Raw genomic sequence first — 26318 nt, 5'->3', positions numbered from 1 at the left:
ATCTTTGATTCCCAGTGAATCACAAGCCCCCAACAAACAAACAACCCGCTTCAACCACCTGACGATGGCGAAGCGGGCTGCGTGAATCAAACTCAGGCCGATGTTATTTCATCGGATGCTGCTTCAGCAGCTCCTCAACCGTGTAGAACATCAAGCGTCCCGGATTGGCATCGCGGATGGCCTTCACGTCCTTCGTGGTCACCGGCTCGGCCTTGTTGCCGAAATGGTTGCGCACGAACGTGACGACTGCCGCCACTTCCTCGTCCTTCAGCATGCCGCCGAAGGGGGTCATGGGCACCTGGCCGTTGTACTGCTTGCCATCCACTTCAATCGGTCCGATCAGCCCGTAGAGCACCAGCTTGATCAGGCGGTCCTGATCGCCTGTGACCCAGGGGCTCTTCTGAAGCGAGGGGAAGGCAGGATCCAGACCACCGCCGTGGGGCTGGTGGCAGGTGGTGCAGTGGCCTTCACGGAAATAAACTTCCTGGCCCAGCATGAACTGCTTCTTCGCTTCGGGCGAGAGGTAGGCCGGAGCCGCGATCACCGGATGGTCCGGAGCGGCCACTTCCGCCACCCCGGCAAGCCGGTCGGCCGCCGTTTTTGCGGCGTTCTTGCTCCACTCATCCAGCGGCTGCTTGGAGCCGATTTCCACGATCTTCTTGGCCGCGGCCGCATTAGGCAGCCAGGAGGCCGCGACGATGGCTTCCAGCCGTACGCGACCATGTACATCAGCCGCCGCCTTTTCCAGCAGAGCCACATGATCCGCCACGCGATGAGTGTTATACCTCAGAACCCGCACCGCGCCTGCGCGGGCGTGGAAGTCCTTGGCATTGAGCATCTGGCGCAGCAGGGTTTCATCCGCGTCGTTCATGCCCCAGGTCACCCAGAGGGCTTCCAGCACGTTGTGCTCATACTGCGCGTCGTTCTTGTCCAGCGCTGCCACCCAGGTCTTCACCGCTGGCAGCACTTCACTGTTCGGATAGTTGCGCAGGGCGCGACGGGAACGATAGCGCGTGCGCAGCTCGGGCTCCTTGAGGTTGTTCAGCAGGGTCTCCACCGAGGCTCCGGCCACTTGCGCCGGCTTGACCAGCGGACGGGAGGGGTAGGTGATGCGGTAGATGCGGCCGTGCACGTGGTCGCGGAGCGGGTCACGCGCATTGTGCTGCATGTGGCCGATGAGGACGTTGTGCCAGTCCAGCACATACAGAGAACCGTCCGGAGCGAACTCCAGGTCCGCCGGGCGGAAGTTGCCGTCCGTGCTCTTCAGCAGGTCATGACGGAAGTCCGTCTTCCAGCCGGTGCCCTGGTCCTGGATCTGGTGCTGCTTGATGCCGAGGAAGCCGATGGCGTTGCAGAGGATGAGATCGCCCTGCACTTCATCCGGGAAGTGGCGTGAGGAAACAATCTCCAGACCGGTGGTGGGACGCACCGCCTGACCTTTGGGGATCAGGTCGGGAGTCGAGGGCGTCTTGCTGCCGAAGGTCGGCTTCACCGAGACGGGCAACATCCAGTTCATGCTCGGACCCGAGGTGTGCAGGAAGAAATCCTGACCCCACTTGTCGAACACCACGCCCCAGGGGTTGGGGATGGAAAGCTGCGCCGTGCGCTCCAGATGACCGCGCTGCGGGCTGTAGCGGAGGAAGCCGCCGTCCACACATCGCACCGGACCATAGGGCGTCTCAATGTTGGAATGCAGGAACACCCCTTCACAGAGGATGAAGGCCCCGCTGGGATCCGCCGTGTAGGCGCTGATCGCGTGGTGGGTGTCATGAGAATCAAACCCGCCCAGAATGATCTCGGAGCTGTCGGCCTTGTCGTCGCCGTTGGTGTCGCGCAGCAGGACGAGGTTGGGCTCCTGGGAAACATAGACGCCTTCTGGTGCGAACTCGAACCCAATGGGCAGGTGAAGGTGGTCGGCGAAGACCGTTTCCTTGTCCGCCTTGCCGTCGCCGTTGGTGTCCTCATAGATGAGGAGCTTGTCGTTCGGCAGCGCATCACCCGGACGATAGTGCGGATAGGTCGGCATCACGGCCACCCAGAGACGTCCCTTGTCGTCAAAGGAGAGCTGCATGGGGTTGGCGAGATTGGGGAACTCCTTCTCACTGGCGAAGAGCTCCACCTTGTAGCCTTCCGGCACGGACAGCGTCTTGAGAGCTTCATCGCCGTAGAGGTACTTCTCACTGCCGTTCTTGACACTCGGCTGGTAATTGGTGGGAACCGGAGGCAGCACGTGGGTCTTGGAGTCATCCACCGCGAGCTCGGTCTTCCGACCGCTGGCCAGATCGTGGATGAGCTGGTCGCGCAGCGCGGTCATCTCCCGGGACTTCTTCACCTCGTCCGGATAGTTCTGCGGCCCATAGGGGTTGTAGCGCTGGCCATGCGTATGCACGCCGTTGAGGATGTTGTAGTCCGTGTTCCAGAACCACTCCTTCTGCAGCACTGCCGCGTGAACCTTCTCAGGATCCGCCTTGGACACGCGGGACTGGTGCCCGTACAAGCCGGTGGCCAGCAACTCGGCGATGGTCTTGTAACCTTCGCTGGTGGGGATGAATCCGCCGGTGGTGAAGGCCGTGCCGCCCTTGGCGTAGATTTCCTTGGTGGGGGTGAAAAGGTCGATGTAAGTCAGCCCGTGCTTCTTGGCCACCTTCTCAATCGCGGAGGCGTAGAGGAGGAGGTTGGCGTTCTCTGAATGCCCGTCTGGCAGATCGCGCTTGGCACTCTGGTCTTCATAAGCGATCGGGGAAACCAGCACCACACGTGGCGCTTCCTTGCCGTTGTAGGCTTTGCTCAGAGTGTGCACCACCCAGGCATCGAGTTCTGCTTCAAAGTTGCCCACCTTGCTCGCGCCGTCGAAGGACTCGTTGTAGCCGAAGAACCCGACGATGGTGTCGGCCTTCAGATGCGTCAGCCACTGGTCAGGCGTGGGGAAGAACCCCTTGCCATTGTGCACCTTTTTGTCGGGATGGAACTTGTCCGCGCCGGGGAAAGCCCACTGGGAAACACGGGCAGGATGAGGACGGAATCCGGGGGTGTCACCCACATGGCCCATGTTGCGGTAAAACAATTCTTTGTCCGGGTAGCGGAGGCTCAACTCCGTTTCGATGCGACCATAGTACACGTCGCGCTCGGCCAGACCGTTGCCCACGAGCACAATGCGCTCGTCTTTCGCGGGGGCTGCGACCGCCTGACTGCGCTTGGCCGTGGCCGTGGCAGGTTCGGCATTGAACGCATGCGGAGGAACTTCATCCTTCTTTTCAGGAGCAGGATTGGTTGCGGGTTTCGCTGCCGGTTTGGCCGCGCCTTTGCCAGTCGCCGGACTCTTACCCAGAGCGTAGTCACCCGGCTTCCGGTTCAGCGTCTTGTAGTATTCGCTGCTGTTGTTGCCGTAGAAGGTCGGCTCAAAGCCATCCACATAGGCGACATCCGCCTTGTCCGGCACCTTAAGACCCAGCAAGGCATAAGATACGTTGACCGCGAGGCGGCGGAGATCTTCGTCCACGAAGTCCGAGGAGGCTCCCAAGGTCGTGCAGAAGGCGCGCCCTTTGGCCGTGCCGTTGGGGGCGGTGTACTCCCGCAACCAGGCCAGCGGCATCAGGGGATTGTTCTTGGGGCCTTCGATCGCTTTCGAGGCGGGATCGAGCGACTCCGTCACCGCTCCACGCAGGAGGATGGTGGCTACTTTCTGGTCCAGATTGGCAATGCCGTACACGTCCGTAGGCGCAAAGATTTCCCCCACGCCTCGCAGCGCCTCGTTGGAGGCATTGGCCTGCTCCACCACCGACTTGGTGCCCTGCTTGCCATGGGCCCCGTGGTGATTCACCCATTTTTCACCCAGAACCTTGAGACCGAACTCCGCCCACTTGAAGTCCCCGGTGGTGGCTCCACCCGTGAAGGCGTGCGTGGCGGTGCGGAAGCCAATCACCGGCTTGCCCGCATTCAGATACGCAGCAAAGGGTGCAAGTTGGTTGTCCGGCAATTGGCGGAACCGGGTGCCGATGATCAGCAGATCCGCCTTGTCCAGAGCCGCCGTGCCCGGGATGTTTTTCTGGAAGTTGGGGTCAATGTACCCGCCCTCAGGGTTGATCGCGAAAAGTACCGTGCAATCAAAGCCGTGCTTCTGACTGAGGATCTTCGCCAGCATGGGGAAGCTCTCCTCCGTGCGGTATTCTTCGTCTCCCGAGACAAGGACGACACGTTTGCCATTGCCCGCTCCCGCGCCGGATTTGGCGGGGAAGTGCAATGTCTCCTGGGCGACCGCAGTCGCCGCCAGAGCGACGAAAACGGTGAAGGGGATGAGTTTTCGGATCATGGAAGAATTAAGTTAGGGCGGCTTGGGTGGAGCAATGGCGGATGCTGACTGGGTTGAGACATCAAAAACAAGGATTTTTTCCTGCTCCTCCCCGGCCGCGGGGCGGGTTTGGGTCAAAAATCTCTCCCAGCGGCCGTTTGGTCCCTTCTCGCTTATGCCACGCCCTCTCTCGTCTCTGCTCACCTCTGTCCTAACCCTGGTTACCCTTTCTACGACGTCGCTTTCAGGCGTGGAGCCTGGGAAGGAATCCCCCACCGAGCTTGCCCCGCAAGCTGACAAGGCCTGGAACATCGCATGGCAGCGGTTTTTCAACACGAAGACCGAACTTTTCTACGACTACCTGAGCAGCTATGAACCCGGCAAGGAGCTCGCACACCTCCCGACTGAAGATGAAGTGAAGCGCCAGTACCCCAACCCCTGCGGCTACAGCACGGGCATGGAGGACTGCATGATCCTGGCGGGGGCCATGCTCAGCGTGCTGAGCGACCGCTATGAGGTCACCCGGGAAGATCCATTGAAGTCCGATGCGCGGCGCGTTTTCAACGGGCTAAAGGCCTGCCTCACCGTGCATGGCAAAGAAGGCTTCGTCGCCCGCGGCATCAGTCCGAACTACCTCGGCGGCGTGTACATCAACTCCTCCCGCGACCAGGTCACCCACTGTGCCCATGGCCTCTGGCGCTACTACCACAGCCCGCTCTGTGACGAGCCGACCAAGGTGGAGATCCGCAGCCTCATGACCGCCATCGCCAACCGGATGATCAAGAACATCACTCCGGAAAATGGCTACGACTTCCTGCGCGCCGACGATCAACCCTGCGGGCTGGGCATCTGCAAGATGTGGGAGGTGCAGGCGCATGAGGCCGCCCGGCTGCCCATGATCTATGCCGTGGCCTGGGATGTTACCGGCAACAAAGCGTACCTCGAACAGTACCGTCGCTACGTGGCACCCGCCGTGGAGCAGTCCGCCCACCCCGACGAGAAGAAACCCGCGTACGCCATGCTCCAGATGCAGTGCTCCCTGGAGGTGCTCTATCACCTGGAGACCGATGCCGCCCTCAAAGCCCGAATCCGCGAGACCATGGCGCATGTGGGTGATATCGCTATGAAGCGGACCGCCGAAACGGGTGCACGCCTCGCCCAGATGAGCCCGGAGATGCTAACCATGGTCGGCCCCGACTGGCGTCACGTCCCCGAATGGAAGAACCAGAAGGGTTACATGAACCCCCAGTGGGGCGAGTACCGCAAGGTCTGGCACAACATCCGCGAGGCAGGCGAGTCCGCACTGGTACCGATGATGGTGAACGATCCCAAAATCCCCGCCACCCAGCAGGAGTGGATGCGGAAGTTCCTGGTTCAGTCTGACTACGCCCACATGTCCAGCTGCGGGATCGTCTATCACATCGCCATGTATTGGAAGGCCCGCCGGGAAGGACTTCTCTGATCCGCACCTTCGTTTCAGTCCCGAGGATTTTTGTACTGTTCGGCCATGGTTTTCTGTATGGTCGGCGATTCTGGGACCTCACGCCCGATCACTGTCATCTCGTCACCATGCTCTCACCCTCCCTCTCTCAACGCGGATCCCTGGCGCTGCTGGCGCTGGCGGGCCTCCTGCCCACCCTCGCCCCGGCCGCCGTCAAGCTGCCGCATATCTTCACTGATCACATGGTGCTCCAGCGGGACGTGAAGATCCCGGTCTGGGGCTGGGCGGACCCGGGCGAAAAGATCTCGGTCAAACTGGGTCAAAACGCTCCTGTGGAAACCACAGCGGGCAAGGACGGCAAGTGGCGCGTGGAACTTCCCGCCCAGGCTGCCGGCGGCGCCCCCTTGGAACTGACCGTGACCGCGTCCAACACCGTCGCCGTGCGCGACATCCTGGTGGGTGAGGTGTGGCTCTGCTCCGGCCAGTCCAACATGGAGTGGGTGGTGCAGAACAGCCTGAACAGCGCGCAGGAAATCGCCTCGGCCAATGATCCCACCATCCGCCACATCAAAGTGCCGCTGGTGCCCAAGCCGGTGCCGCAAGATGATTTCAACGGCTCCTGGCAGACCGCCAGCCCCTCCACAGTGGGTGGGTTCACCGCCGCCGGTTATTTCATGGCCCGCGAGTTGCAGAAGCACCTGAAGGTGCCGGTGGGATTGATCAACGCCTCCTGGGGAGGCACCCGGATTGAACCCTGGGTTCCGGCCGCCGGCTTCGAAGGTCTGGAGCGGCTCCGCGACATCGCCACCCTGGTGAAACTCAAACAACCCGGGAATCCCCAGTACCGGGAACGCGTCTTGAAGCACGTGGCAGACATTGAAGCCTGGAGCAAGACCGTCCCCGCCGCCTTGGATTCGGGCAACGGCGTCTCCCCCAGCCCGGCCTTCCCTGGCGAGCTGACTCCCTTCGCCACCCATGGCGATCCCACCACACTCTACAATGCGATGGTGCACCCGTATGTGGGGTTCCCCATTCGGGGAGCCATCTGGTACCAGGGTGAATCCAACCACGGCGAAGGTACGCTCTACACCGAGAAAATGAAGGCCCTCGTCGGCGGCTGGCGCAAGGCCTGGGGCCAAGGGGACTTTCCCTTCTACTATGTGCAGATTGCCCCGTTTCAGTATGGCCAGGAACCGCCAGAGGTCCTGGCTTCCTTCTGGGAGGCCCAGTACGCGGCCCTCTCCATCCCCAACACCGGCATCGTGCCCACCACAGACATAGCCGAGCTGAACGACATCCATCCCAAGAACAAACAGGAGGTGGGACGCCGTCTGGCCCAACAGGCGCTCAAGCACACGTATGGCAAGAAGGACGTGGTTGCCTCCGGCCCCATCGTTAAATCTGTGCAGCCTGAAGAAGGCCGCCTGCGGGTGACCTTTGACCACGCCGATGGCGGACTCAAGTCCCGCAATGGCCAGCCGCTCGACTGGTTCGAGGTCATTGGCGAGGACACGGGCTACGTGAAGGCCCAGGCGACCGTTGAAGGCAATGCCGTGGTGCTCACTGCCCCCGGCGTGCCCAAGCCGACCGCAGTCCGCTTTGGCTGGAACAAGCTCGCTGAACCCAACCTCGTGAACGGGGCCGGCTGGCCTGCCTACCCCTTCCAGGGCGGCAAGGTATCCGTGTTTGATCTGCTGACGAAGAAGCTCCCCGAAACCGCCGGCTACCAGGTGCTCTATGACCTGGACCTGTCCAAGCTCAGCAACACCCCCGCCTACGAGGTCAACAACGCCGACACCCTGAAGGGCACCGTGGAGAAGGTGGCATGGCTCCTCGAACTCAAGGAGCCCTCCAGCCCTGCCAAGTATTGCTTTGTCTCCGTGGACGGCTTCACCAATGAACTGAAGAAGCTGGGCGTGCCCACCTCCGCCTCCGGTGCCAAGTTCCAGATCCCGGTGAAAAACGCCGTCATCCTGAGCAACGTTCCCGGCATCCCCAACGGCCCGGCAGGTGATGCCTTGAACCTCGAGTTCTGGCCCGACAACTACGGCCCCGCCAACACCGCCGCTGTGCCCGGTGCATCCGACACCGAATATGACACCGGCGACCAGATCAGCGAACTGGCCGACGGCTACGGTTCCATGCAGGTAAACCACCACGACGCCAAGACCACGCTGATCGCCATCAACCACTGGGTCACCGGCCCCCAGGCCGACATCGGCATCGGCCCCAGCCCCGGCCAGACCAAGGACTGGACCTTCACCCAGAACGCCTCGAGCTATCTCTACAAACGCCTGCGCGTGCTGGTGAAGATGAAATAACCTGACCCGACTAGGAGGCGCGCGACCACAAGAAAGGAGCAGGGGATTCCATCCCCGTTCAGTCGCGCGTCTCCTGACGAGGCAGAAAGAAATCACCAAAAGGAGGCAGGGACTTTCCAGACCCGGACCGGTGGCACGTCCCAGCGCACGGCCCTGTGAAGCAGGTGCTCCGAACCGCCAGGCCAAGAGCGGCATCATGGGACGCTTGCCTCGAACCGGGACAGGAATGCCCCTCACTCCCTTTACTGACCGCTTCGTTGGACGTCTTCGAAGATTCGCGCAGGCTGAAGCCTGGACTCCATACAGCTTCGGCCCCAACACCTTGACGCACTGCCCACTGACGCCCTGACGCACTGGCTCTGGTGCGCCAGCTCAGGTCTGATGTCTGGCGTCTGGCAGTCTGGAGTCTTCTCGAACCACCTCCAGCCACCGTCTTGCCGCCGGCGAAAGGTCCCCGCCCCGTCTCCAGATCAGGCCCAGACGCCAGCGCAAATCCTCATCACGCAGCGGCACCACGGCGCAGACGCGTTGTTCCCTAGAATCCACGATCAATCTCGGGAGCAGTGCCACGCCCAGTCCCGCCGCCACCAGGGCGATAATGAAGTCCACGTGCCCGCTCCGGGCCGCTTCCACGGGAGCAAAGCCCCGCTGACGGCAGGCATCGAGGATCACCGCATTCAGGGAAAAGCCGGGCTCGAAAAGGACAAACGGCGTGTCCTTCAGATCCGCCAGTTCCAAGCTGGGCTCGCACTCCAGCGGATGCCCGGCCGGCAAGAGCGCCACCAGGGGCTCATCACTCACCGGTTGCCAGTCGAACTCCTCTGGCACCGGCCCCAAGGACACCCCCACCTCAATCTCCCCGGCACGCACGCGCTCCTGGAGATGCAGGCTGCCCTGCTCGTGGAGCTCAATCTCGATCCCCGGATGCTGCCGTCGGAAGCTGGCCACATGAGGTGCAAACAACAAGCTGCTGCCCAAAGAGGGCAGCCCCAACCGAAGGTGCCCCCGCTCCAGTCCATGAATCCCCGCCAGCTCGTCCCGCAAGCGTTCGTGTTCCTTGAGGATGACTTGGGCGCGCTGGTACACCACTTCGCCCGCGGCGGTCAGGCTGAACTTCTTCCCCTGGCGGTCGAAGAGGAGACACCCGCAATCGTGCTCCAGTTGCTGCACCGCCTTGCTGATGGTGGGCTGGGTCAGCCCCAAGACCTTGCCCGCTGCAGAGAAACTCTTCTTCCGCACCACTTCTGCAAAGACGGCCAAAGCTCGTGATTCCATCGCCTCATATTCTAAACTGGAATCCAAAGTATTCCATGGATTCATTTCATCTATTCACGGAGTTGAAGGATGATCCGCGATGCGCCAATCCCTCGTCTTCCTGCAATGTCTGGTCCTCGTGGCCTTCTGGCTGGCTGGCGAGATGGTCGCCAAGGCACTGCACCTTCCGGTGCCAGGCAGCGTCCTGGGTTTCTTTGCCCTCCTGATCTGCCTGCTCTTCCGCTGGATTCCCGTTTCCTGGGTGCAACACGGCTCCACGGGCATGCTGAAGCACCTCTCACTGTTCTTCGTCCCTGCCATGCTCGCCGTGGTGAAGTACAAGGAACTGGTGAGCTTCGACGGCCTGAAACTGGTATTCGCGACCATCGCGGGCACGCTGACGGTAATGATCGGAACCGCCCTTGTGGTGGAGGCCAGCTTGAGATGGAGGTTGCGTCATGCCGATGGAAATTGACCTCTCTCCGGGCCTCTGGGCCGGGGTGACGCTGGGGCTCTACGCGGGTGGGCGTCAGCTCTACCAGCGTCTTCCCCGCTGGTGGACCTCCCCCATGGTGATCGCCTGGGTGGGCTGCGGAGCCATCTTGCTGCTCACTGGGATCCCTTATGGCGAGTACCTGCGCAGCACCTGGTGGCTGGGCAGCCTGCTCGGCCCCGCGACCGTGGCCTTTGCCGTGGTGGTGCATGAGCACCGGCAGTTGATCCGCAAGCACTGGGGCACCCTGGCAGTTGGGGTGGTTTTCGGTAGCCTGTTGGCACTCGGTAGCGCCTGGCTCCTGGCCAAGGTTCTCAACTTCTCTCCGGAATGGCAGGCCAGCCTCCTCCCCCACTCGGTGACCACCCCCTTTGCCCAGGCGGTTTCCCGCGAGATCGGCGGCATGCCAGAGCTCACCGCGTGCCTGGTGGCCGTAACCGGGCTGTTCGGCGCGGCGATGGGTGAGGCGCTCATCTCCTGGCTGCCCCTGCGCACGGCCTTTGCCCGCGGGGCCATGCTCGGCATGGGTGCCCATGGCGCGGGCACGGCCAAGGCCTACGAACTGGGCCGCGAAGAAGGGGCGGTGGCCGGGGTGATCATGATCATGGCGGGGCTGCTCAATGTGGTGGGAGTCACCGTGCTCCTGGCAATCTTCCCCCGTATCGCTTGATCGCAATCGTATTGGTTTCACTGCACCTTCTTTAGCCTGATGACTCCCCTCAAGATCTTCACCGACATAAATGCCCCAGCGGACGTGCTGGCCTGGTTCCAAGAGCAACTCAAACCGCACCAGCTTCTCCTCCCAACCCAGCCTGGTGCCTCAGTCCTGGCAGAGGCCCCGGTCGATCCCCTCATGGCTGAGGCTGACATCATCCTGGGACAACCACGCACGGAAGGCGTTCTGGCCTCTCCCAAGGCGTCCTGGCTCCAGGTCAGCTCGGCAGGATTCACCCGCTATGACACCCCTGAATTCCGCGCGGCGGCACAGGCCCGGGGCCTGGCAGTGACGAACAGCTCCAGCGTCTACGATCAGGCCTGTGCGGAGCATGTGTTCGCGTTCATGCTGGCCCAGGCCCGTCTCCTTCCGCAATCTCTGGGCTCCCACTTCCCCAATGGCCGGGCTGAGTGGATGGAGCTGCGCCACGGCTGCCGCAGCCTCCAGGGGCAATCTGTGCTCATTGCGGGGTACGGAGCCATCGCCGCCAAGCTCGTAAAGATGCTGGTCCCTTTCGACATGACCATCACCGCCATGCGGCGTAGTGCCCGAGGTGACGAAGGCATTCGCGTCATCCCTCCCGAGGCTCTGCTGTCGGAGCTGCCCGCGGCCGATCACGTCATCAACATCCTGCCGGAAAACGCCGAGTCCCGCGAACTCTTCGGCACCGCCCACTTCGCGGCGATGAAGGCGGGGGCCATCTTCTACAACATCGGGCGTGGCACGACCGTGAACCAGGACGCCCTCGCCAAGGCCCTGCAATCCGGCAAACCCGCCGCGGCCTGGCTGGATGTGACCGACCCCGAACCGCTTCCCGAGGGTCACCCACTCCGGGAGTCGCCCAACTGCTTCATCACCCCGCACATCGCCGGAGGGCATCAGGATGAGCTGCATACGGTGTTCCGGCACTTCCTGGACAACCTGGAGCGCTACCTTGCTGACAAACCCTTGAACAACAGGGTGATGTAGCCCTTTGAGATGACGCATTCCCTCCCTGGCCTGCGATTGGTTTTGCCATGCAGGCAGGGATCGTGTTGAAATGGGGTACCCCAAACCCCAATAAAAAAACCTATGCGTCTGATTATTCGTCTCGCCGTCGTTGTTGCTGTCCTCGTCCTGGGCTGGCTGGCTTGGCCCTATCTGCAATCCGCTGAAAAGCAGGCCAAGGCCCGCCATCTGGAACTCTTCAAGGTCGCCTCCAAACGCGACTGGAAGACCGCGGGCACCTTCCTCTCCCAAAACTATGAGGATCAATGGGGGAACCGCCCCGCTGAAGCTCTGGATCTCGCCCGTGATCTCATGGCAGGCTTTCTTATCCTGGAGATCAAGTGGGAGGATACGGACGTTTCCGCCAATGACACCATCGTCAAGGTCCGCGGTCATGCGCGGATGGAAGGAAATGGCATGGGTGCCAGCCAGATGGTCATGACGAAGGTCAACCAGATCCAGGAGCCCTGGGTCTTCACCTGGAAAAAGGAGGGATGGAAGCCTTCCGACTGGAAGTTGATGTCCGTGACCAACAAGGAGCTCGAAGGAGTGGGACTCCCGTCGGATCTGTAATTTCCACGAAATCCGGAAAAATCCGTCATAAAAGGGCCCTTTTTTGCCCGAAATTGCATGGTTTCGTGGCGAAAATTGGACAATTTTTGTCCACCGCTGGCTAGAAAATTGTTAATCATGCCACCATCGGCATATAAATTTCTTCCTAGAAATATAAGGGCTGGAGCGTCAAGCGAATTTATTTCATGCAGTTGGAACATCTGTAAGCAGCACGGATAAATTGCTTTTTTTATAATTTCTAAATAATTTATGGCGTGCTGCAAATAATCTAACGCCATGAAAATCCATCAACTCCACAATACCCGTCGTTTCAATCGCGCTGCTGGCTTCACTCTGATTGAAGTTAGCTTGGTTATCGCCCTTCTGCTGGGCCTCATCGCCGTGGTTTTCCTCGGTCTCGGTGCCTACCGCAAAGGAGCTGATCAGGCCAAGTGCAGAATGCAGCTCGCCACGATCCAGAAGGCAGTGCGTTCCTACGCCAACTACAACAACCTGGCCGTGGGTGACGCGGTGCCGGCCGCTGCTCCAGGAAGCTACATGGAGGCCCTTCCTCCTTGCCCCAGCGACGGCTCCCTTCCGACGGTGACCGGTACCGTTCCCGCAATCGGTTCGGCCTTCGCGACCTGCGCCGTGGTGGGCCCTCCCACCCACGCCTTGGTCGCTGGCACTATCGCCGACTGGTAAAAAGCCGCCTCTTGGAAGTCTCTCCCAGAGCTCTCCACCCCATTTGTCGTGGCTGCCACTACCATCTCGGACCCCTATGATCTCAAGCCTGCCGATGTCTATCGCCAGGCTCGGATGGTGGCGTCCAAGACGAGCCGGGCATCCGACAGCAACTGGTACAAAGAGCCTGGGGAGATTGCCTTTCAGTGGCATCTCTGGTTCGACGGGGGGAGGGAGGTGTGTTCCGCCACCTTCTCCCGTTCTGAAGGACGCTGGCGCCAGGGACCATCCCTGCCGCTGGCCAGCCTGACCACCGCCGAGAACATGCCCGAAATGCTCGGGAACCTGCTCTCGGCTGAGTACTTTGGGACACGCCCCAAGGCACTGGGGGTGATCCTCCATGTGGCCGATGACTTCTCCCTTGCAGAAGTGGCCCCCTTCACGGATTCCGCGGGGGACTCTGCCGACGAATTCGGACTGATCCGGTACAACCTGGTGGACTCTCCCAGGGAAACGCTCGCGGACCGGGAAGTTTCAGTGGATACCACTACCTGGAGACTCCTCCCCTTTTGGGGTGCGGCTGTAGGCCAGCAGCGATCCGCAGCCATGGCCCTGCCCCGGCAGCGTGAATCCTTTCTCAACCGGCTGGTAGAAAGCGGTGAGCAACTGCGCCTCCCGGTGCGCGTCTCTGTCACCAGCGCCCCAGCCGAAGCGTTTGCCGCCATGGCCGTGGCTCTGCCTGAGCTTTCCGGTGGCTGCCTGATCGTGCTGCCTTACTTGAAGTTCACCGCCGTTTTCGCGCTCAGCCCATCAGGTGAGCTGCGATCCGCCCGAAGCCTTTCCCATCGCGGCAACAACACGGTGCCCGCCAGCTTCGGCGACCTCCTTTGGAACATCGCCGTGGGCGCCGAGCTGGTCGCCTCCGGTGAGTCCGGCCCCGTTCCTCCCAAGATCATCATTGCTTCATCGAACCCCACCTCGCTTGAGGAAGGAATGCGGGATCTGGAAATCTACTCCCTTTCACGGCAGAAGCTCGACTGCCGGAAGGTGGAGCTGGGCAGCTTGCCCGCCACGGAGTCACTCCCCGGCCATCGGCCGGAATTTCTGCTTTACGACCCCAAGATGGTGCAAGCCGTGACCAGCGGTCAATCGCCGCTGTCCAAGACCGAGACGTTCAAGAACCTCTGGGACGGCTGGGCTTCGCAGAATTTCTTTCACACCGCAAAGCTGGACGCCCTCTACCCTTCCCTCGCGGACCTCCGCCTGCTGAAGCTTTCCACCTGGTTTGTTTACATCCTCGGGTTTCTTCTCATCGGCCTCGGAGGGTACACCACCTTCTCGCTGTTCGCCGCGATGAACCACCCCTCCTGGCACCTGACGCCGGAGCAGGTGAAGCTCACCGAGGCCAATCACGCCAAGCTGATCACCGAGGAGAGGCAGATCAATGTGACGGAGCGCCTGCTCCTGCCCCGCTCCAAGGGTTGGACGAATGTGGAGCTCCTCCTGCAGCTCTTCCCGGAGGAATCCGGGGTGAGGCTGGAGTCCTTCAGTTACTCATTAAACAGCGCCACGCCATCGGGCCCGCAGCAAGGCGGCGCGGCCGCCACGAAGGATGCGGTCGGCCTGGAGCGGGAATGGACCTTCAAGGGGTTGGCCAAGGCCAAGGGGCTGGACTTGCTCAACAACCTGAACAGCCAGCGCGGACTCACCGCCTTCTTCGCCAGCCTCGCCGAGGTCACGCAAGACACCAGCTTCGCCCCCAGCGCCGAGCGTCAGTTCCGGATCACCCTCACGCAGAACCGGAATGCCCGTTACACCGCCGCCGCCAGCGCTGCTGATGTGGCCCGCGATCCTTCGCTCTCCTTCTCCTACACCTTCGAGGCCACCATCGTCCAGACCCTCTCGGAAAAGGACCCCCTCGCTGTGCCGGTCGCCAAACCGTTCTAGACCATGAGCGCCTACACCAAGCCCATCATCCGCTTCGGTCTGGTCACCCCGGCCATCTTCAATTGCGTCCTGCTGGCTGGTGTCGCGGCCGGCACGGCCAAGCTCACCTCCGTCCGGGCGGAAAAGGAGATGCGCTACGATGAAGAGACCAAGCGCATCGCCGGCATGAAGGTGCTGGAAGCACGGATCGCCCCGCGCCGCAAAGCATTTGAAGACCAGAAGAAGATGCTCGGAGCGGATCCCGGCCAGCTCTACACCAAGATCCTCGACACCGCTCTGCCGCGGTACAAGGACATTGAGCTGGAACGGAGCAGCCTCATCTTCCCGCAGGACCGCGGCAAGGTCGCGAAAAGCGTGAAGTGCGACGTCATCCGGGTGAAGGCCAGCTATCAGGGTGGCATCGGCCCCATGCAGGAATCCCTCCTTCAGGTCGAAAGCTTGATGCCCCAAGCCATGCTCGAGGAACTCAAGATCACGCGGAAGTCCGACCTGCTCATGAAGCGGCCCGACTACCTTGTGATCGATACCACCCACGCGTGCTGGAAGGCAGGGGAGGCCCGCCCGTGAAGTTCTTTCGCTCCATCACCGCAGCGGCCCTTACCACGGCGGTCACCACCCTGGGTGCCCCCGCCCCGAAGGCTCCTGCCTCGAAGCCCGCAGAGAAAGCCAAGCCCCTCTTCTTCGGCATCGACACCGCCCTCTGGCTGCCCAAGGCCCCCAGCCTGCCCAAGGCTGGCGACGTGGAGGTCCTTGCCCAGCGCCTTGGCTCCCGCGTGAGGAACGTGGACCCCTTTGGCGTGCCGACCTTTCCCCGGGAAGACACCCTGCCCCTCATCGTGGAGGAGGACCCCGCCCGGCCAACCCCCAAACTTACCTTGAACCAGGCATTGCAGACGTTGAAGCTCAACGCCGTCAATCTGGACACCAAGGAGTTCATCATCGGCGCGCGCAGCGTGTTCGAAGGTGATGTCATCGAACTCTCCTTCCGCGGGGAAATCTTCCGCGCCCTGGTGGTGGAAGTGGGGGCCACCGCCGTGGTCTTCCGGGACATCGACAGGGCCGAAACCGGCCTGATGCCCCACTCCATGGTCCGCAACCTCCGGCTGGAACCGATGCAGGCGACCACCTCCCGCCTGGAACCCCATCTAGCCCCTCTCGAACCCCCGAGCCCCTCGAATCCATGACCGTCTGGAAGGCCATCATCACCCTTGCATCCCTGGCAGGTCCGGTCCTGCTTCTGGGTGATCCGTTGCATCTCAAGCCCGCCGCAGCCCCGGCCGCCCCGCAGATCCCCGCGCCCGCTCCTGCCCCTGCGGCCGCAACTGCCCCTGCTCCAGCGGTCACTCCCGCTGCGGCAGCCGTTCCTCCAGCGGTGCCGGCCCCAGCGGCATCACCCGCCCCCGTGCTGGACATTCCCGCGGCCGTGCTCGCGGCTCCGACGGCGAACCCCGCACCAGAAGTCGCGGTGGATCCAGCCCCCGCGGTTCTTGACGCCCAGCCCCTTCCGCATCCGGAAATCGCCACTCCGCTCCCCCAGGTGTCCAGCCCCTCCGCGGCAGGTATTTCCTCGCTTCCGTCCATGGACGCCACCGGGTACTGGGTGGACAATGCCCCCCTCAATGAGGTCTTCCAGTACCTCGCCCGCAAGGCCAGGCTGCAATACTTCTACAACACGGAGATCAACGGGCCACAGTTCATCCTCACCGGTCATCTGGAGCTGGACAACCCGCTCCGGCAGATGGAGGAGATCGCCGTGGCCTACGGGCTGAGCCTCTACCAGCAGGGCTCCACGGCCTATATGATGAACGAGATGCAGCTCGCCAGGCTGCCTGTGGAAATCATGAGCTACCAGCTCAAGTACCTGCGCGGCTCCCCACTGAGCCGCAGCGGTGCCAGTGCCGGCGGCGACGCCTCTGGATCAGGCGGAACCGACCAGCAGGACTTTGAAAAGCTCAAGTCCATCATGCGCCCCCTGCTCACGAAGAATGTGGGGCAGATCGAGTTCGAGGAAAAGACCAACACCCTCCTCATCACAGACAACACCGTGAAGCTCCGGCGCGTGCGGGAGCTCCTGGAAAAGCTCGACCGGCCCAAGCAGCAGATCGCCGTGAATGTGCGCGTGCTGCGCGTGACCAACACGCGGGGCAAAAAGCTGGGGGTGGACTGGAGAACCTCCCTGGGAGACGGCATCACCATCTCCGCCGAGCAGAGCCTGAACGCCATGTTCAACCTGCCGGACACCAGCACCCTGGCCAAAGCCAGCAGCGTGGCCCGGGAGGTGACCAACTCCTTTGAAAACATCACCACCGCAGCGGGGGTGGTCGGAGTTCCCGGGGCATCGAACTTTGACAACACGAGCACGTCCCAGGGATTCAAAACGACCTCCAGCAGCTCGGAACACAACAGCACCTATCAGGACGGCCCCGGCCTGGTCTTCGACGCGATGCAGGTGCAGGCCATTGTGCATGCCCTGGAGCAGAACGGCATCGTCTCCCAGGAGTCCTGCCCCACCATCATCACGGAGGACAATGAGCAGGGCATCATCTCCATCGTGGACCGCTTCCCCATCGTTACCACCAACGTCTCCCAGACCGACGCCGGACAGACGATTACGGACGAGGTTCGCTACAAGGTGGACAAGGACGACCCGGATGCCATGGAGGAGCCGGACAAGAGCCGCGAGATCGGCGTCACCCTCACGGTGACTCCCACCATGCTCCCGGATGGGACCGTCCGCATGAAACTGCGCCCTCGTGTGGCGAAGATCGTGGAACTGGTTCAGGGCAACAACGGCAACGTCTACCCCCGCGTCAGTGAATCCACGGCCGATGCCATCAGCCGCATTCCCGCGGGGCAGTCGCTCATTCTCGGCGGATTCTACGACTACAGCAATAGCAACAACAAGAACAAGGTGCCGGTGCTGGGCAACGTGCCCGTCCTCAAACACCTTTTCCGGTACAAGGAAAAAACCATGGAGAAGGTCAGCCTGGTGTTCATCATCACGCCGAATGCGTATGATGCCGGCAACGTGCAAAGCATCCAGCGCGTGAACGAGGAAGTCCGGGCATACTCCGGCATGGAGCGGCACCAGCTGGAACAGATGAGCCAGCGGCTGGAGCCCGCCTGGCTCGTGCCCATGGGCGGCGGACCGTCCGGGAAGTCCCCAGCCGGCCCCTCCTCCTCCCTTCCCAGCGAGGGAGGTGACATCTCCCCGCAACCCCAGGGAGCCCCGCAGTCCCAGCCCTGGCTGAAACGCATTTTCTCCCGCGAAGAACGGCGCCCCATCACAAGTTCCTCCCACCGGCCATGAACCCTGCAAGGATCACTGCCAACATCAGTGGCCTGGCCTTCCTCCCCCAAGAGGCCTCCAGGCAGCTGAGCGCGGGCATGGGTGCTCTGGAAAAGATCGCCTCCTGCACCGCCAGCCACCTCCAACAGGGCGGCTATATGACGGACGACGAGGCCCGGGAACTCCTGGCCAGCTATCGGGCTCATCTCAGTTCCGGCAGCGCTCAAGACTCCCCGACCATCACCGATTTCCTGGCCTTCGCCGCGCGCACCCAGTCAAAGATTCACGAGCTGACCGCCGAGGGCGAAGTGGCCCGCATGCAGAAGGTGCTGCGCCACCGCCTGCACGAACACGTGCACTACTGGAGCGTGGGTCCGCTGCCGGGGCGCCCCAAGTCCCTCTATGAGCACAGCCCCGCCCTCCGGATCGCCTGCTCCCTGCTCGGCTGCCCCTCCGTCCTCGCGGGTGAGACCAGCATCGTGCACATTGCTTCCTTGAACCCCATGTCCGCCGTGGTCGCTGCGGACTGGATCCGCCATGAGATGACCGCCGGCGGACAGGCCGACGCGCCCTTCATCTTTTCCTTCATCGTCGATCTTCCCCTCTGGGAAGGCCTGGTCCAACGCCACTTCGCCTCATGAACCTCAACCTCGGAGTCGAATTCAACGACACCATCCGGTCGCTGATCGTGGAACAGCTCCGGGAGAACAACTCGCAAGACGAGTTTCTCTCGGACGAGGCCATCGTGCGCAAGAGCTCGAAGGTACGAATTCTGGGCGCGGTGGGCAAGGCCTCCGGCCTGCCAGCCTTCCCTCAGGTGCGCGACCTCGCTGACTCTGAACTGGTAGGCTACTGTGATCCCTCCGCCCTTTCGCGCGGCCTTTTTGTTCCGCTGCGCCGCAGCAACGAGCAGATCCTTCTCGCCGTCGCCAATCCCTGGGACTACCGCGCGGATGACTACTGCGCCACCCGCTTTCCGGACGAGGAAATTCTGAAGGTCGTAACCCTCGCCTCCGAGGTGTCCACGGTGATTGAGGGCACTGCCGCGAGCTCCGGCCCGAGCCGCGCTGACCTGGAAGCTCTCGAGGTGGACGAGTTCAGCCTGGAGATCCCCGACTTTGACGTGACCCGGCAGTATGACGAGCCGATCGCCCAACTCGTGGCCAGCATGGTGTCGGATGCAATCAAGCTGCACGCCTCGGACATTCACATCAAAACGGAAAAGACCTCCATCGCCTACAGCTACCGTATCGATGGTGACCTCGGCTCCAAAGTGGAGATGCCGGTCAAACTTCGTGACCGTATCGATGCCTTCCTGCTGAACCTCATGCGTCTGCCGCCGGAGGAGCGCAACAAACGCCCGGGCATTTCCGGCCGGTTCACCGCCACGTACTATGGCCGCGCCGTCGGGGTGCGCTATGAGCGCCACCGCACCTACCGCGGCTACCACGTGACGATGCGGCTGCTGGACAAGACCCATCTGGAAGCCCGGCTGGGCATGGGCACGCTGGCCTTTGACGAAGAGACCCTCTTCGAGCTGGAGAAAGCGATGGCCGTGCCCACCGGCATCATCGTGATGTCGGGGCCGACGGGTTCCGGGAAATCAACCACGCTCAACGCCATGCTGCGGGAGCTCAACCGGCCTGAGGACAACATCCTCACTCTGGAAAACCCGGTGGAAGACGAGATCCCCGGCGTGACCCATTGCGATCTGCGCGACTCCTCGGAGTTCAAGCCCATGATCACCAGCTTCATGCGCTCGGACCCGGACATCATCCTCATGGGGGAAGTCCGGGATCGTGAGTCCGCCGAGCTGGCCATCGAGGCCGCCATCACCGGTCACAAAGTGCTGACCACCATCCACACTCCACGTGCTTCCCAGATCATCGAGCGATTTGAGCAGCTCGGCATGGAGCGGTGGAAGATTGCCCAGACGCTGAAGGCCGCCTGTGCCCAGCGCCTGGTGAAGCTGCTCTGCCCGGCCTGCCGCGAAAAACAGACGGGCCTGAGCGAGCGCGAAGTGCGGCTCTTCCAGCTGGATCCCGCCTGGCTCCAGCGCACGGTTTACACTCACCGCAAAGAAGGCTGCCCGGAATGCAAGGGGCGTGGCTACGCCGGACGCACCGCCATTCTGGAGATCCTGCCCATCAGTCCACGCATCGGCGATGCCCTCGCGAAGGGCCAGATCACGCCATTTGAGCTGGAGCAGGCCATCCGGAAAGAGAGCAACCTTCCTTCCCTGCGGGACAACGGCCTCAAGCTGCTGGAAGCCGGGCGCACGGACATGGATGCCCTCCGCAAAGTGCTGGACCTCACCTATGAATCCTAGCCAGCTATGAACGGTTTCCAAGTCACGCTCCGGAACATCAAGAAGCCTGAGGTCTCCAAGGTGATCGCTGTGGAGGCGCTCAACCGCGACCAGGCCTCGCTGCTCGCTGCTCGTGAAGGATTCCGGGTGGCGCTGGTGAAGCCCCTGCCCAGCTCGCATCAACGCACGCAGACGAACCGTCCTGTCTCCACGAAGGATGCGATCAAGCTCTTCCGCGGCCTGGCCTCCATGTTGAGGGCCAACATCAGCACCGCAGACGCGCTCCTTTACTACGCCCAGGGCCTGCCGGATCCCGCACTGCAGGGCTCGCTCATCAGCATCCGCAACCGGCTCGAAGCGGGTCTGCCCGTTCACATCGCCTTTGCCAAGGAACGGAAGTTTGATGCGACCATCATCACCATGATCGAGGCCGGTGCCGATGCCGGCCAGTTGCACGAGGCTTTCAGCTCCATGGCGCGCAAGCTGAAGGTGGAGATGATGTTCGCCAGCAAGCTGCGCAACGCGCTGATGGTGCCGTGCCTGGTCATCCTTTTCCAGATCGTCCTCTTCATCTGGTCCCAGGTGAGCGTCGTCAGCCAGGTGGAGGGCACCCTCAAAAGCATCCGCCAGGAGCCAGATCCGCTTTCCAAGGTGATCTTTTCCTTCAGCCATGTCGTCCAGATGACCTGGCCGTTCTTCATCATCGCTCTGACAGCCTTCATCGTCGGCCTGTTCCGCTCCAAGGAACTCCGGGCCCGGCTCCTGCACTTCTTCATGGGCCGGTGGCGGCTCCTCACCAAGCTGGTCATGGGCCTGCGGCAGACCGCATACGTGGGCACCCTCCAGATGCTTTACGCCAACGGCATCAACCTGGCGCGCGCCGCGACCCTGGCCGCCAAGGTGGTTCAGGAAACACCCATCTACACCCCGCTGCTCACCTCCGCCCAGATCTACGAGTCCTCCGGCCTCCCGTTCGCGGAGGCGCTCAAGAAGAACGCCGTACTGGACCCCCAGGTCATCCACATGATCGGCATCGGGGAAAAATCCGCCTCCCTCCCCGAGCAGCTCGAGATGCTCCGGGACATCTACGAGGAGGACACCGCCCAGACCATGTCGGACTTCACGCAGATCATCAACTTCATCACGCTGGCCATGGCCATGTGCCTCATCGCCCTCGTCTTCGCCGGTGCCATGCTGCCCATCTTCCTCATGGGCCCGCGCATGATGGCCTCTGGTGCCATGTAAGCACGCCCTCCACCATGAACCTCCGCCTTCCACTCCTCCAGATTCTCCTGCGCATGCTGACGCTGGCGGCGCTCGCAACCTCCGCGGGGATGGCCGCCGATCCGCCCCAGCCGGTGATCCTCGTCGAAAAACCGCGGCTCGCCCCCCGCCCCCTTCCAGGAACAGGCACGGCGGAGGACAAGGACAAGGGCAAGGCCGGGGAGACACCTGTTATTCCCTTTATCCCCATGCCGGAACTGGCTCCGTCCGCCGACGTCGCAGCGGTGGCACCGAGGCCCCTCGACATGGAGCGGGCCCGCATCCTGGTCGTTCGTCGTCGCGGCACATTCAAGGTACCACCCGCTGCCTCTCCGGAGGTGGCCGAACCGGCACCTGGGGACATGACTGGAGCTTCGGCCCCAATCGCCATCCAGGAACCGCTGGCCGAAGGCAAGTTCCGGGTCATTCCGCGAGCCTTGGTACCGCCCACCAGCCCGGCCCCGCCCACCAAACCCTGATCGCTATGAAAACCGTCCATGTCACTCCCCACCGCCAGGACCACCGCGCCGTGGCTGGCTTTACCCTGCTGGAGATCAGCCTCGTGATCTCTCTGATCCTCGGTCTCGGCATGCTCACAGGCTTCAGCATCAATGCCGTGCAAGACTGGAACAAAGCGAAGAGTGCCGCCATCTCTCTTCAGGCCGTGCATGCCGCCCAGAGAAGCTATCTCGCCGATCATCCCACCACCGACATCCAAAGCGTGACTGCCGCCGATCTGCTGCCCTACCTGCCTGAGGGCTGGGCGACCATCCCCACCGCCACCGGCCTCAAAGGGGAAAGCCTGACCGTCATCCACTCTGTCATGCCGCCCTATTTCACCGTCGGCACCACCCGCTACGACCCCTCCAAAACCCAGACAGACGGGCTCTGGGATGCGGGGCAGTAACTCCTTGAACCGAGACGTTTTGCCATGAACGCCCCCTCTTCCCCCAGCCTCAAGATCGCTCCCGGCACGCGCTTTGGCTACCAGTCCGGCCCGTTCTGGCGCCGCCAGGACCGCACGCTAGTCCAGAGTGAGGGTGCTGTCTCCGTCGGCCCCGGCCTCCATCTCTTCGTGGCCCCCAACGGGGTCGGCAAGACCACCCTGCTGCGCTCACTGGCCGGCTTGAGTCCCACCTTGGGTGGCAGCCTCCAGGTGGAGGGCCGGGTGCTCTATCTCTCTGATGAACTGAAGATGGATGAGGAGCTCAAGCCCGGTGCACTCTTCCGATCCCTCTTCAAAGGACGTGCCCTCCAGGAGGCGCAACGCCTGGCAGAGATCCTGAATCTCAACCTCTCCTGCCCCATCGGCAAGCTCTCTCGCGGCAACCGCCAGAAGGTCCTGCTCATCATCGCCGAAACGCGGCTGATCGAGACCGGCCACAGCGTGCTGCTCATGGATGAACCCCTCTCCGGCCTGGATGCAGAGACCCGTGAGGTGGTGACCGAGCTCTGGGCGGACGCGAGCACCACCGCCCTGCGCCTGGTCATTCTCCATGAGCTGGAGAGTGTGCGCCGCGCCGACTCTCTCTTCACCATCTGCTCCGGCCGTCTGCAACACACCGCCACCCGTCAGGGGCAATCCTGGTTCGACACCTATCACGCCCTTCACCAATGAGATCCGAACGCACCTGGCCGTTGTTTCATGTCTGCACCACCAGCTTCACCGTGCGGGGAAGCTGCTGGCTCCTGCTAGGCGGTGCCCTCCTGTTTGCCTGGCTGGCCCCACTCGTCACACCCTGGGAGGAGAAGCCGGTGATTCTGCAGCCCGCCCGGGCCCAGGCCGCCTGGCTCTATGTCTGGCTGGCCCTCTTCACCTGGCTGCCCTTTCAAGCTGCCGCCGTGGGCCACCGCCTGCGACGTGAGGGCATCCTGGAGCACCTGCACGCCGGCGGCTTGAAGCCCGGCCAGCTCTTCATGCAGATCAGTGCCTCACTGCTCATCTGGGCCGTGGCCCTGGCCGTCATCGCGGCAGGTGTATGCGTGCTGTTCTGCAGCCCGTCGAACCCCGCCGAAGCCGCGCGCTGGCTGGGACTGGTGGCCCAGTATGCCGTGCTCTATTGCGTGGTGGCCGTGCCGCTGCTCATGCTCGGCGTGGCCTTGGGTACCCGTACCTCGGAGGTGATCGCCTTCCTGGCCCCGGTGGCCCTGCTCTTCCTGGGACTCTTCGGCAGTGGTTGGCTCGAACCCATGTTCACCTCCAGTGACAATCCCGTGCTCAAGGCCCTCTGGATGATCATCCCCCACTATCATCTCGCGGATCTCACTCCAAGGCTGGTCTTCAAGATGGGTCCGCTGCCCATGGCCTCTTTCTTCCAAACCGTCGTCTGCCTGGGTCTTGAAGGCGTGGCGTTTTTCCTCCTCGGACTATGCGCATTTCGTACCCGCTCCTGATCGGTGCCGCAGTGGCTGTGTGGGTCGCAGGCCGGTTCGCCGCTCCGACGCCTTCATCCGGTCCACCCGCGCCGCCCGCCTTCGGCATTGCCGGCAGTGCCTACGGCAGCCTGGTCGCCCGGCTCATGCGCGACTCCCTCTATGCCTACTGGCATGGCGGGGAACAGACGCGCAATCACCAACCTGCTGCCCTCGCACCGGGCGCACCCAATCAAACGCCGCCACCGCCGCCCATGCCGGGCCGGCTGGCACGCCGTGGGCAGCCGCCCATGCCCCCGCCTTCCGTGACTCCTGCTCCGGCCGTCGAGACTCCAGAGGAAGCAGGTGGCTCCCTGCTGGATCGAGGAGTCAAACTCATCGCCCGCCTCGATACCGCCCGCACCCGCCGGGATGGCCCGCTGGCTCTTTCCGCAGCTCACAGCCGCTACATCAACGCCTCCGCCGACTGGCGCCTGCGTCTTGCCTGCCAGCTGGATCCCGGGGACGCCGTTCTCTATGAAATCCTTCACTTCCAGATTCAATCCAGAGCGGGGTCTCCCGATGCGGCCCAGAAGGCCTCTGAAGCACTGGCCCAGCGGGCCTTGAGACACGCGCTCTCAGAAGACAGCGGGCTGGCCGACTGCCTGACAGGGGCAGGAGCCGCGATCAATCTACTGAACGCCAGCCTCCAGCCCGGTCAGACCGATCTCGCCGCCGCCTCCCGGACCTGGCAGGATCTTGACACCTGTCTGGACCGCTACCGTCAGTTGCGCTCCCATGCCCAGAATGAAGGCTGGTGGGCCGCCATTCCAGAAGTGCGCCGGGCGGAGCTGGAAAACCACGTCCGGTTCCTGGAAACTTTGGCGGGGCGGATTCGTACGCAGCTCTCCCGAACCGGCGTTCTCAGCCAGGCCAAGGCAAGCCCACATTGAAGATAACTGACCCACCCTGTGTGATTCAACACGGCCCATGGGGCGGGCAGATTTCCCCCACGCGTTCCAAGCATGCCCCCCATGGAGCGGCGGTTTGTGCTTGCACAACCGCCGGGGGAAAACGGAGTGACTGATCACCAGATAGCAACCACCGCCTTGTGTGGTCTTGCCACTGTGTTGTTACTTGGGAGCTTGCTTGCTCTGGCAACCATCGGCGGTTGTGCAAGCACAAACCGCCGCTCCTTGGACCTGCTGGCGTCACAACCTTGAACCGGCGACAACACCCAGCATGCCCGTCCTCAGCCGAGCAGGTTCGCGTTGAAGATGTTCTCCGAGATAGCCCCGCCGCGATAGAGCTGCAGGAGGCTCTGGTCCCAGCGCAAATTGCCCTTGTAACGGAGGGCGTCTGCCAGGGAGGTGGCATTGCCATCATACGCCCGGATGCCGGCGGCCACTGACTCACTGGTGTTCTGAAGATACTCCGTCACGAGCACGCGGCCGTTGAAGCCCGTGAGCAAACCTTGGGAGAGCACGAAGGTGAGCGTCTCTCCCAGACGATGCAGAATGGCCGGCTGCTGCTCCTTGGGGAAGAACTCCAGAATACGGTCAATGGTCTTCACGGCACCGCGGGTGTGCAATGTGGAGAGCACAAAGTGGCCGGTCTGGGCGGCCTCGATGCAGGTCTCCATGGTTTCCCGATCACGAATTTCCCCGATTAGGATGATGTTGGGCGTCTTGCGCAGCACTTCCTTCAAACCTGACTGGTAGGAGTTCGTGTGCTTGCCCACCTCCTGCTGGGTCACCAGGGAAGGGCACGGAATCTGCACCCCTGGCTGGTTCGGGTCCTCCATGGTGGCGGAGTAGCGGTACTCAATGGGATCCTCGACCGTGACAATGTGTTTGGGGAAGTTCCGGCGCACCCAGTCCAGCACGGCTGCAAGGGTGGTTGATTTCCCTGAACCCGTGGGGCCCGTGATGAGGCCTAGACCGAAACGGCGCTGCATGAGCTCGCGCAAACTGTCGGAGATCATGGCGTCAAGCCCCAGCGTCTCGAGTTGGGAAATGGTCCCACGCAACCAGCGGGTGGTCAGACCCATGCCCCCCTCACTGAGGTGCAACTGCACACGCATGCGAACGGGGGCGCCCAGTGCTCCGGCGTCACAGCTGAAGTCGATGACCCGCCGGGTCTTGACGAGCTCCCACATCTTGTCCACCGAGCCAGCCGCACTCACGTCCGTCCAGATCTCCATGGTCTGGTTCAGATACAGGGCCTCAGCCACCTGGTGGACCATGGCATCGCTCTGAATGCCGAAGGATTCCGCGATTTCGATGCCACGGTTGGTGTGGACATAAATCAGGCCGTTGGACCGCAACTGCACGTCGGAGATCTCGCGACCCGGGTAGGCCTCTGCAAGTCGGCCAAGCAGGTTTTGCACGGGGGAGTCAGGGATGCCGGTCATGTTTGAGGAGG

At 62.5% G+C, this 26318-nt stretch carries 22 protein-coding genes; 19 read left to right on the top strand and 3 right to left on the bottom strand.

All coding sequences use genetic code 11. From position 1 onward, the window contains the following. Nucleotides 1-103 precede the first annotated feature (103 nt). A complete protein-coding gene (locus BV106_RS08000; protein WP_038163073.1) occupies nucleotides 104-4309 on the bottom strand; it encodes a PVC-type heme-binding CxxCH protein in 4206 nt (1401 codons plus the stop codon). Between the two features lie 154 nt (nucleotides 4310-4463). On the opposite strand from BV106_RS08000, the gene BV106_RS07995 reads away from it, so the two are divergent. Continuing rightward, nucleotides 4464-5750 carry a hypothetical protein gene (locus BV106_RS07995; RefSeq protein WP_038163070.1) on the top strand — a complete coding sequence of 429 codons (1287 nt, stop codon included), beginning with the start codon at nucleotides 4464-4466 and terminating at the stop codon, nucleotides 5748-5750. 107 nt (nucleotides 5751-5857) lie between these two features. Next, nucleotides 5858-8050, top strand: a complete 2193-nt coding sequence (locus tag BV106_RS07990; protein WP_038163061.1) for a sialate O-acetylesterase — start codon at nucleotides 5858-5860, stop codon at nucleotides 8048-8050. Nucleotides 8051-8422: 372 nt separating this feature from the next. On the opposite strand, the gene BV106_RS07985 is transcribed toward BV106_RS07990, so the two are convergent. Next, nucleotides 8423-9325, bottom strand: coding sequence for a LysR family transcriptional regulator (locus tag BV106_RS07985; protein WP_038163058.1), 903 nt, complete (start codon nucleotides 9323-9325; stop codon nucleotides 8423-8425). A 79-nt stretch (nucleotides 9326-9404) separates the two neighbouring features. Between BV106_RS07985 and BV106_RS07980 the strand changes: the two genes are divergently transcribed. From BV106_RS07980 to BV106_RS07900, 17 genes are all read left to right on the top strand, one after another. Further along, nucleotides 9405-9779 carry a CidA/LrgA family protein gene (locus BV106_RS07980; protein ID WP_038163055.1) on the top strand — a complete coding sequence of 125 codons (375 nt, stop codon included), beginning with the start codon at nucleotides 9405-9407 and terminating at the stop codon, nucleotides 9777-9779. Further along, nucleotides 9763-10467, top strand: a complete 705-nt coding sequence (locus tag BV106_RS07975; protein WP_265595438.1) for an LrgB family protein — start codon at nucleotides 9763-9765, stop codon at nucleotides 10465-10467. The genes BV106_RS07980 and BV106_RS07975 overlap by 17 nt, the downstream gene beginning before the upstream one ends. A gap of 39 nt (nucleotides 10468-10506) precedes the next feature. Beyond that, on the top strand, nucleotides 10507-11481 hold the full coding sequence (locus tag BV106_RS07970; protein ID WP_038163049.1) for a D-2-hydroxyacid dehydrogenase: 975 nt from the start codon (nucleotides 10507-10509) through the stop codon (nucleotides 11479-11481). A 102-nt stretch (nucleotides 11482-11583) separates the two neighbouring features. After that, a complete protein-coding gene (locus BV106_RS07965) occupies nucleotides 11584-12072 on the top strand; it encodes a hypothetical protein (RefSeq protein ID WP_038163045.1) in 489 nt (162 codons plus the stop codon). A gap of 276 nt (nucleotides 12073-12348) precedes the next feature. Next, on the top strand, nucleotides 12349-12756 hold the full coding sequence (locus tag BV106_RS07960; RefSeq protein ID WP_038163042.1) for a type II secretion system protein: 408 nt from the start codon (nucleotides 12349-12351) through the stop codon (nucleotides 12754-12756). Nucleotides 12757-12804: 48 nt separating this feature from the next. Continuing rightward, entirely contained in the window at nucleotides 12805-14682 is a 1878-nt protein-coding gene (locus BV106_RS07955; protein ID WP_038163039.1) for a hypothetical protein, read from the top strand. Nucleotides 14683-14685: 3 nt separating this feature from the next. Further along, nucleotides 14686-15249 (top strand): hypothetical protein, encoded by a 564-nt coding sequence (locus BV106_RS07950; RefSeq protein WP_038163036.1) that lies wholly within the window; start codon nucleotides 14686-14688, stop codon nucleotides 15247-15249. Beyond that, nucleotides 15246-15866: a hypothetical protein gene (locus tag BV106_RS07945; RefSeq protein ID WP_265595437.1), complete on the top strand. Its 621-nt coding sequence runs from the start codon at nucleotides 15246-15248 to the stop codon at nucleotides 15864-15866. Before BV106_RS07950 ends, BV106_RS07945 begins: the two co-directional genes overlap by 4 nt. After that, on the top strand, nucleotides 15863-17992 hold the full coding sequence (locus BV106_RS07940; RefSeq protein ID WP_038163030.1) for a secretin N-terminal domain-containing protein: 2130 nt from the start codon (nucleotides 15863-15865) through the stop codon (nucleotides 17990-17992). The genes BV106_RS07945 and BV106_RS07940 overlap by 4 nt, the downstream gene beginning before the upstream one ends. Continuing rightward, nucleotides 17989-18612 carry a hypothetical protein gene (locus tag BV106_RS07935; RefSeq protein WP_038163015.1) on the top strand — a complete coding sequence of 208 codons (624 nt, stop codon included), beginning with the start codon at nucleotides 17989-17991 and terminating at the stop codon, nucleotides 18610-18612. The genes BV106_RS07940 and BV106_RS07935 overlap by 4 nt, the downstream gene beginning before the upstream one ends. After that, the gene (locus tag BV106_RS07930; RefSeq protein WP_038163013.1) at nucleotides 18609-20300 is read left to right on the top strand and encodes an ATPase, T2SS/T4P/T4SS family; all 1692 of its coding nucleotides are present in this window, start codon (nucleotides 18609-18611) and stop codon (nucleotides 20298-20300) included. The genes BV106_RS07935 and BV106_RS07930 overlap by 4 nt, the downstream gene beginning before the upstream one ends. A 6-nt stretch (nucleotides 20301-20306) precedes the next feature. Then, complete coding sequence (locus BV106_RS07925; RefSeq protein ID WP_038163011.1) at nucleotides 20307-21524, top strand: type II secretion system F family protein; 1218 nt, start codon at nucleotides 20307-20309, stop codon at nucleotides 21522-21524. Nucleotides 21525-21538: 14 nt separating this feature from the next. Continuing rightward, nucleotides 21539-22021 (top strand): hypothetical protein, encoded by a 483-nt coding sequence (locus tag BV106_RS07920; RefSeq protein WP_038163009.1) that lies wholly within the window; start codon nucleotides 21539-21541, stop codon nucleotides 22019-22021. 5 nt (nucleotides 22022-22026) lie between these two features. After that, nucleotides 22027-22449 carry a type II secretion system protein gene (locus BV106_RS07915; RefSeq protein ID WP_038163007.1) on the top strand — a complete coding sequence of 141 codons (423 nt, stop codon included), beginning with the start codon at nucleotides 22027-22029 and terminating at the stop codon, nucleotides 22447-22449. A gap of 24 nt (nucleotides 22450-22473) precedes the next feature. After that, a complete protein-coding gene (locus tag BV106_RS07910; RefSeq protein WP_038163005.1) occupies nucleotides 22474-23160 on the top strand; it encodes an ATP-binding cassette domain-containing protein in 687 nt (228 codons plus the stop codon). Next, the gene (locus BV106_RS07905; RefSeq protein WP_038163002.1) at nucleotides 23157-23936 is read left to right on the top strand and encodes an ABC transporter permease; all 780 of its coding nucleotides are present in this window, start codon (nucleotides 23157-23159) and stop codon (nucleotides 23934-23936) included. Before BV106_RS07910 ends, BV106_RS07905 begins: the two co-directional genes overlap by 4 nt. Next, nucleotides 23912-24847, top strand: coding sequence for a hypothetical protein (locus BV106_RS07900; protein ID WP_038163000.1), 936 nt, complete (start codon nucleotides 23912-23914; stop codon nucleotides 24845-24847). The genes BV106_RS07905 and BV106_RS07900 overlap by 25 nt, the downstream gene beginning before the upstream one ends. Nucleotides 24848-25146: 299 nt before the next feature. Here BV106_RS07900 and BV106_RS07895 read toward each other — a convergent pair whose 3' ends face one another. Beyond that, the gene (locus tag BV106_RS07895; protein ID WP_051945388.1) at nucleotides 25147-26307 is read right to left on the bottom strand and encodes an ATPase, T2SS/T4P/T4SS family; all 1161 of its coding nucleotides are present in this window, start codon (nucleotides 26305-26307) and stop codon (nucleotides 25147-25149) included. Nucleotides 26308-26318 lie beyond the last annotated feature (11 nt).

Source organism: Verrucomicrobium sp. BvORR106, assembly GCF_000739655.1.
Lineage (GTDB): Bacteria > Verrucomicrobiota > Verrucomicrobiia > Verrucomicrobiales > Verrucomicrobiaceae > Verrucomicrobium.
This window is presented reverse-complemented; position numbering and strand designations above follow the sequence as displayed.

Bases quoted from the DNA above. Each gene is read 5' to 3' on its own strand.
- BV106_RS08000 (WP_038163073.1), bottom strand. From the start codon at position 4,309: ATGATCCGAAAACTCATCCCCTTCACCGTTTTCGTCGCTCTGGCGGCG.
- BV106_RS07995 (WP_038163070.1), top strand. From the start codon at position 4,464: ATGCCACGCCCTCTCTCGTCTCTGCTCACCTCTGTCCTAACCCTGGTT.
- BV106_RS07990 (WP_038163061.1), top strand. From the start codon at position 5,858: ATGCTCTCACCCTCCCTCTCTCAACGCGGATCCCTGGCGCTGCTGGCG.
- BV106_RS07985 (WP_038163058.1), bottom strand. From the start codon at position 9,325: ATGGAATCACGAGCTTTGGCCGTCTTTGCAGAAGTGGTGCGGAAGAAG.
- BV106_RS07980 (WP_038163055.1), top strand. From the start codon at position 9,405: ATGCGCCAATCCCTCGTCTTCCTGCAATGTCTGGTCCTCGTGGCCTTC.
- BV106_RS07975 (WP_265595438.1), top strand. From the start codon at position 9,763: ATGCCGATGGAAATTGACCTCTCTCCGGGCCTCTGGGCCGGGGTGACG.
- BV106_RS07970 (WP_038163049.1), top strand. From the start codon at position 10,507: ATGACTCCCCTCAAGATCTTCACCGACATAAATGCCCCAGCGGACGTG.
- BV106_RS07965 (WP_038163045.1), top strand. From the start codon at position 11,584: ATGCGTCTGATTATTCGTCTCGCCGTCGTTGTTGCTGTCCTCGTCCTG.
- BV106_RS07960 (WP_038163042.1), top strand. From the start codon at position 12,349: ATGAAAATCCATCAACTCCACAATACCCGTCGTTTCAATCGCGCTGCT.
- BV106_RS07950 (WP_038163036.1), top strand. From the start codon at position 14,686: ATGAGCGCCTACACCAAGCCCATCATCCGCTTCGGTCTGGTCACCCCG.
- BV106_RS07940 (WP_038163030.1), top strand. From the start codon at position 15,863: ATGACCGTCTGGAAGGCCATCATCACCCTTGCATCCCTGGCAGGTCCG.
- BV106_RS07935 (WP_038163015.1), top strand. From the start codon at position 17,989: ATGAACCCTGCAAGGATCACTGCCAACATCAGTGGCCTGGCCTTCCTC.
- BV106_RS07930 (WP_038163013.1), top strand. From the start codon at position 18,609: ATGAACCTCAACCTCGGAGTCGAATTCAACGACACCATCCGGTCGCTG.
- BV106_RS07925 (WP_038163011.1), top strand. From the start codon at position 20,307: ATGAACGGTTTCCAAGTCACGCTCCGGAACATCAAGAAGCCTGAGGTC.
- BV106_RS07920 (WP_038163009.1), top strand. From the start codon at position 21,539: ATGAACCTCCGCCTTCCACTCCTCCAGATTCTCCTGCGCATGCTGACG.
- BV106_RS07915 (WP_038163007.1), top strand. From the start codon at position 22,027: ATGAAAACCGTCCATGTCACTCCCCACCGCCAGGACCACCGCGCCGTG.
- BV106_RS07910 (WP_038163005.1), top strand. From the start codon at position 22,474: ATGAACGCCCCCTCTTCCCCCAGCCTCAAGATCGCTCCCGGCACGCGC.
- BV106_RS07905 (WP_038163002.1), top strand. From the start codon at position 23,157: ATGAGATCCGAACGCACCTGGCCGTTGTTTCATGTCTGCACCACCAGC.
- BV106_RS07900 (WP_038163000.1), top strand. From the start codon at position 23,912: ATGCGCATTTCGTACCCGCTCCTGATCGGTGCCGCAGTGGCTGTGTGG.
- BV106_RS07895 (WP_051945388.1), bottom strand. From the start codon at position 26,307: ATGACCGGCATCCCTGACTCCCCCGTGCAAAACCTGCTTGGCCGACTT.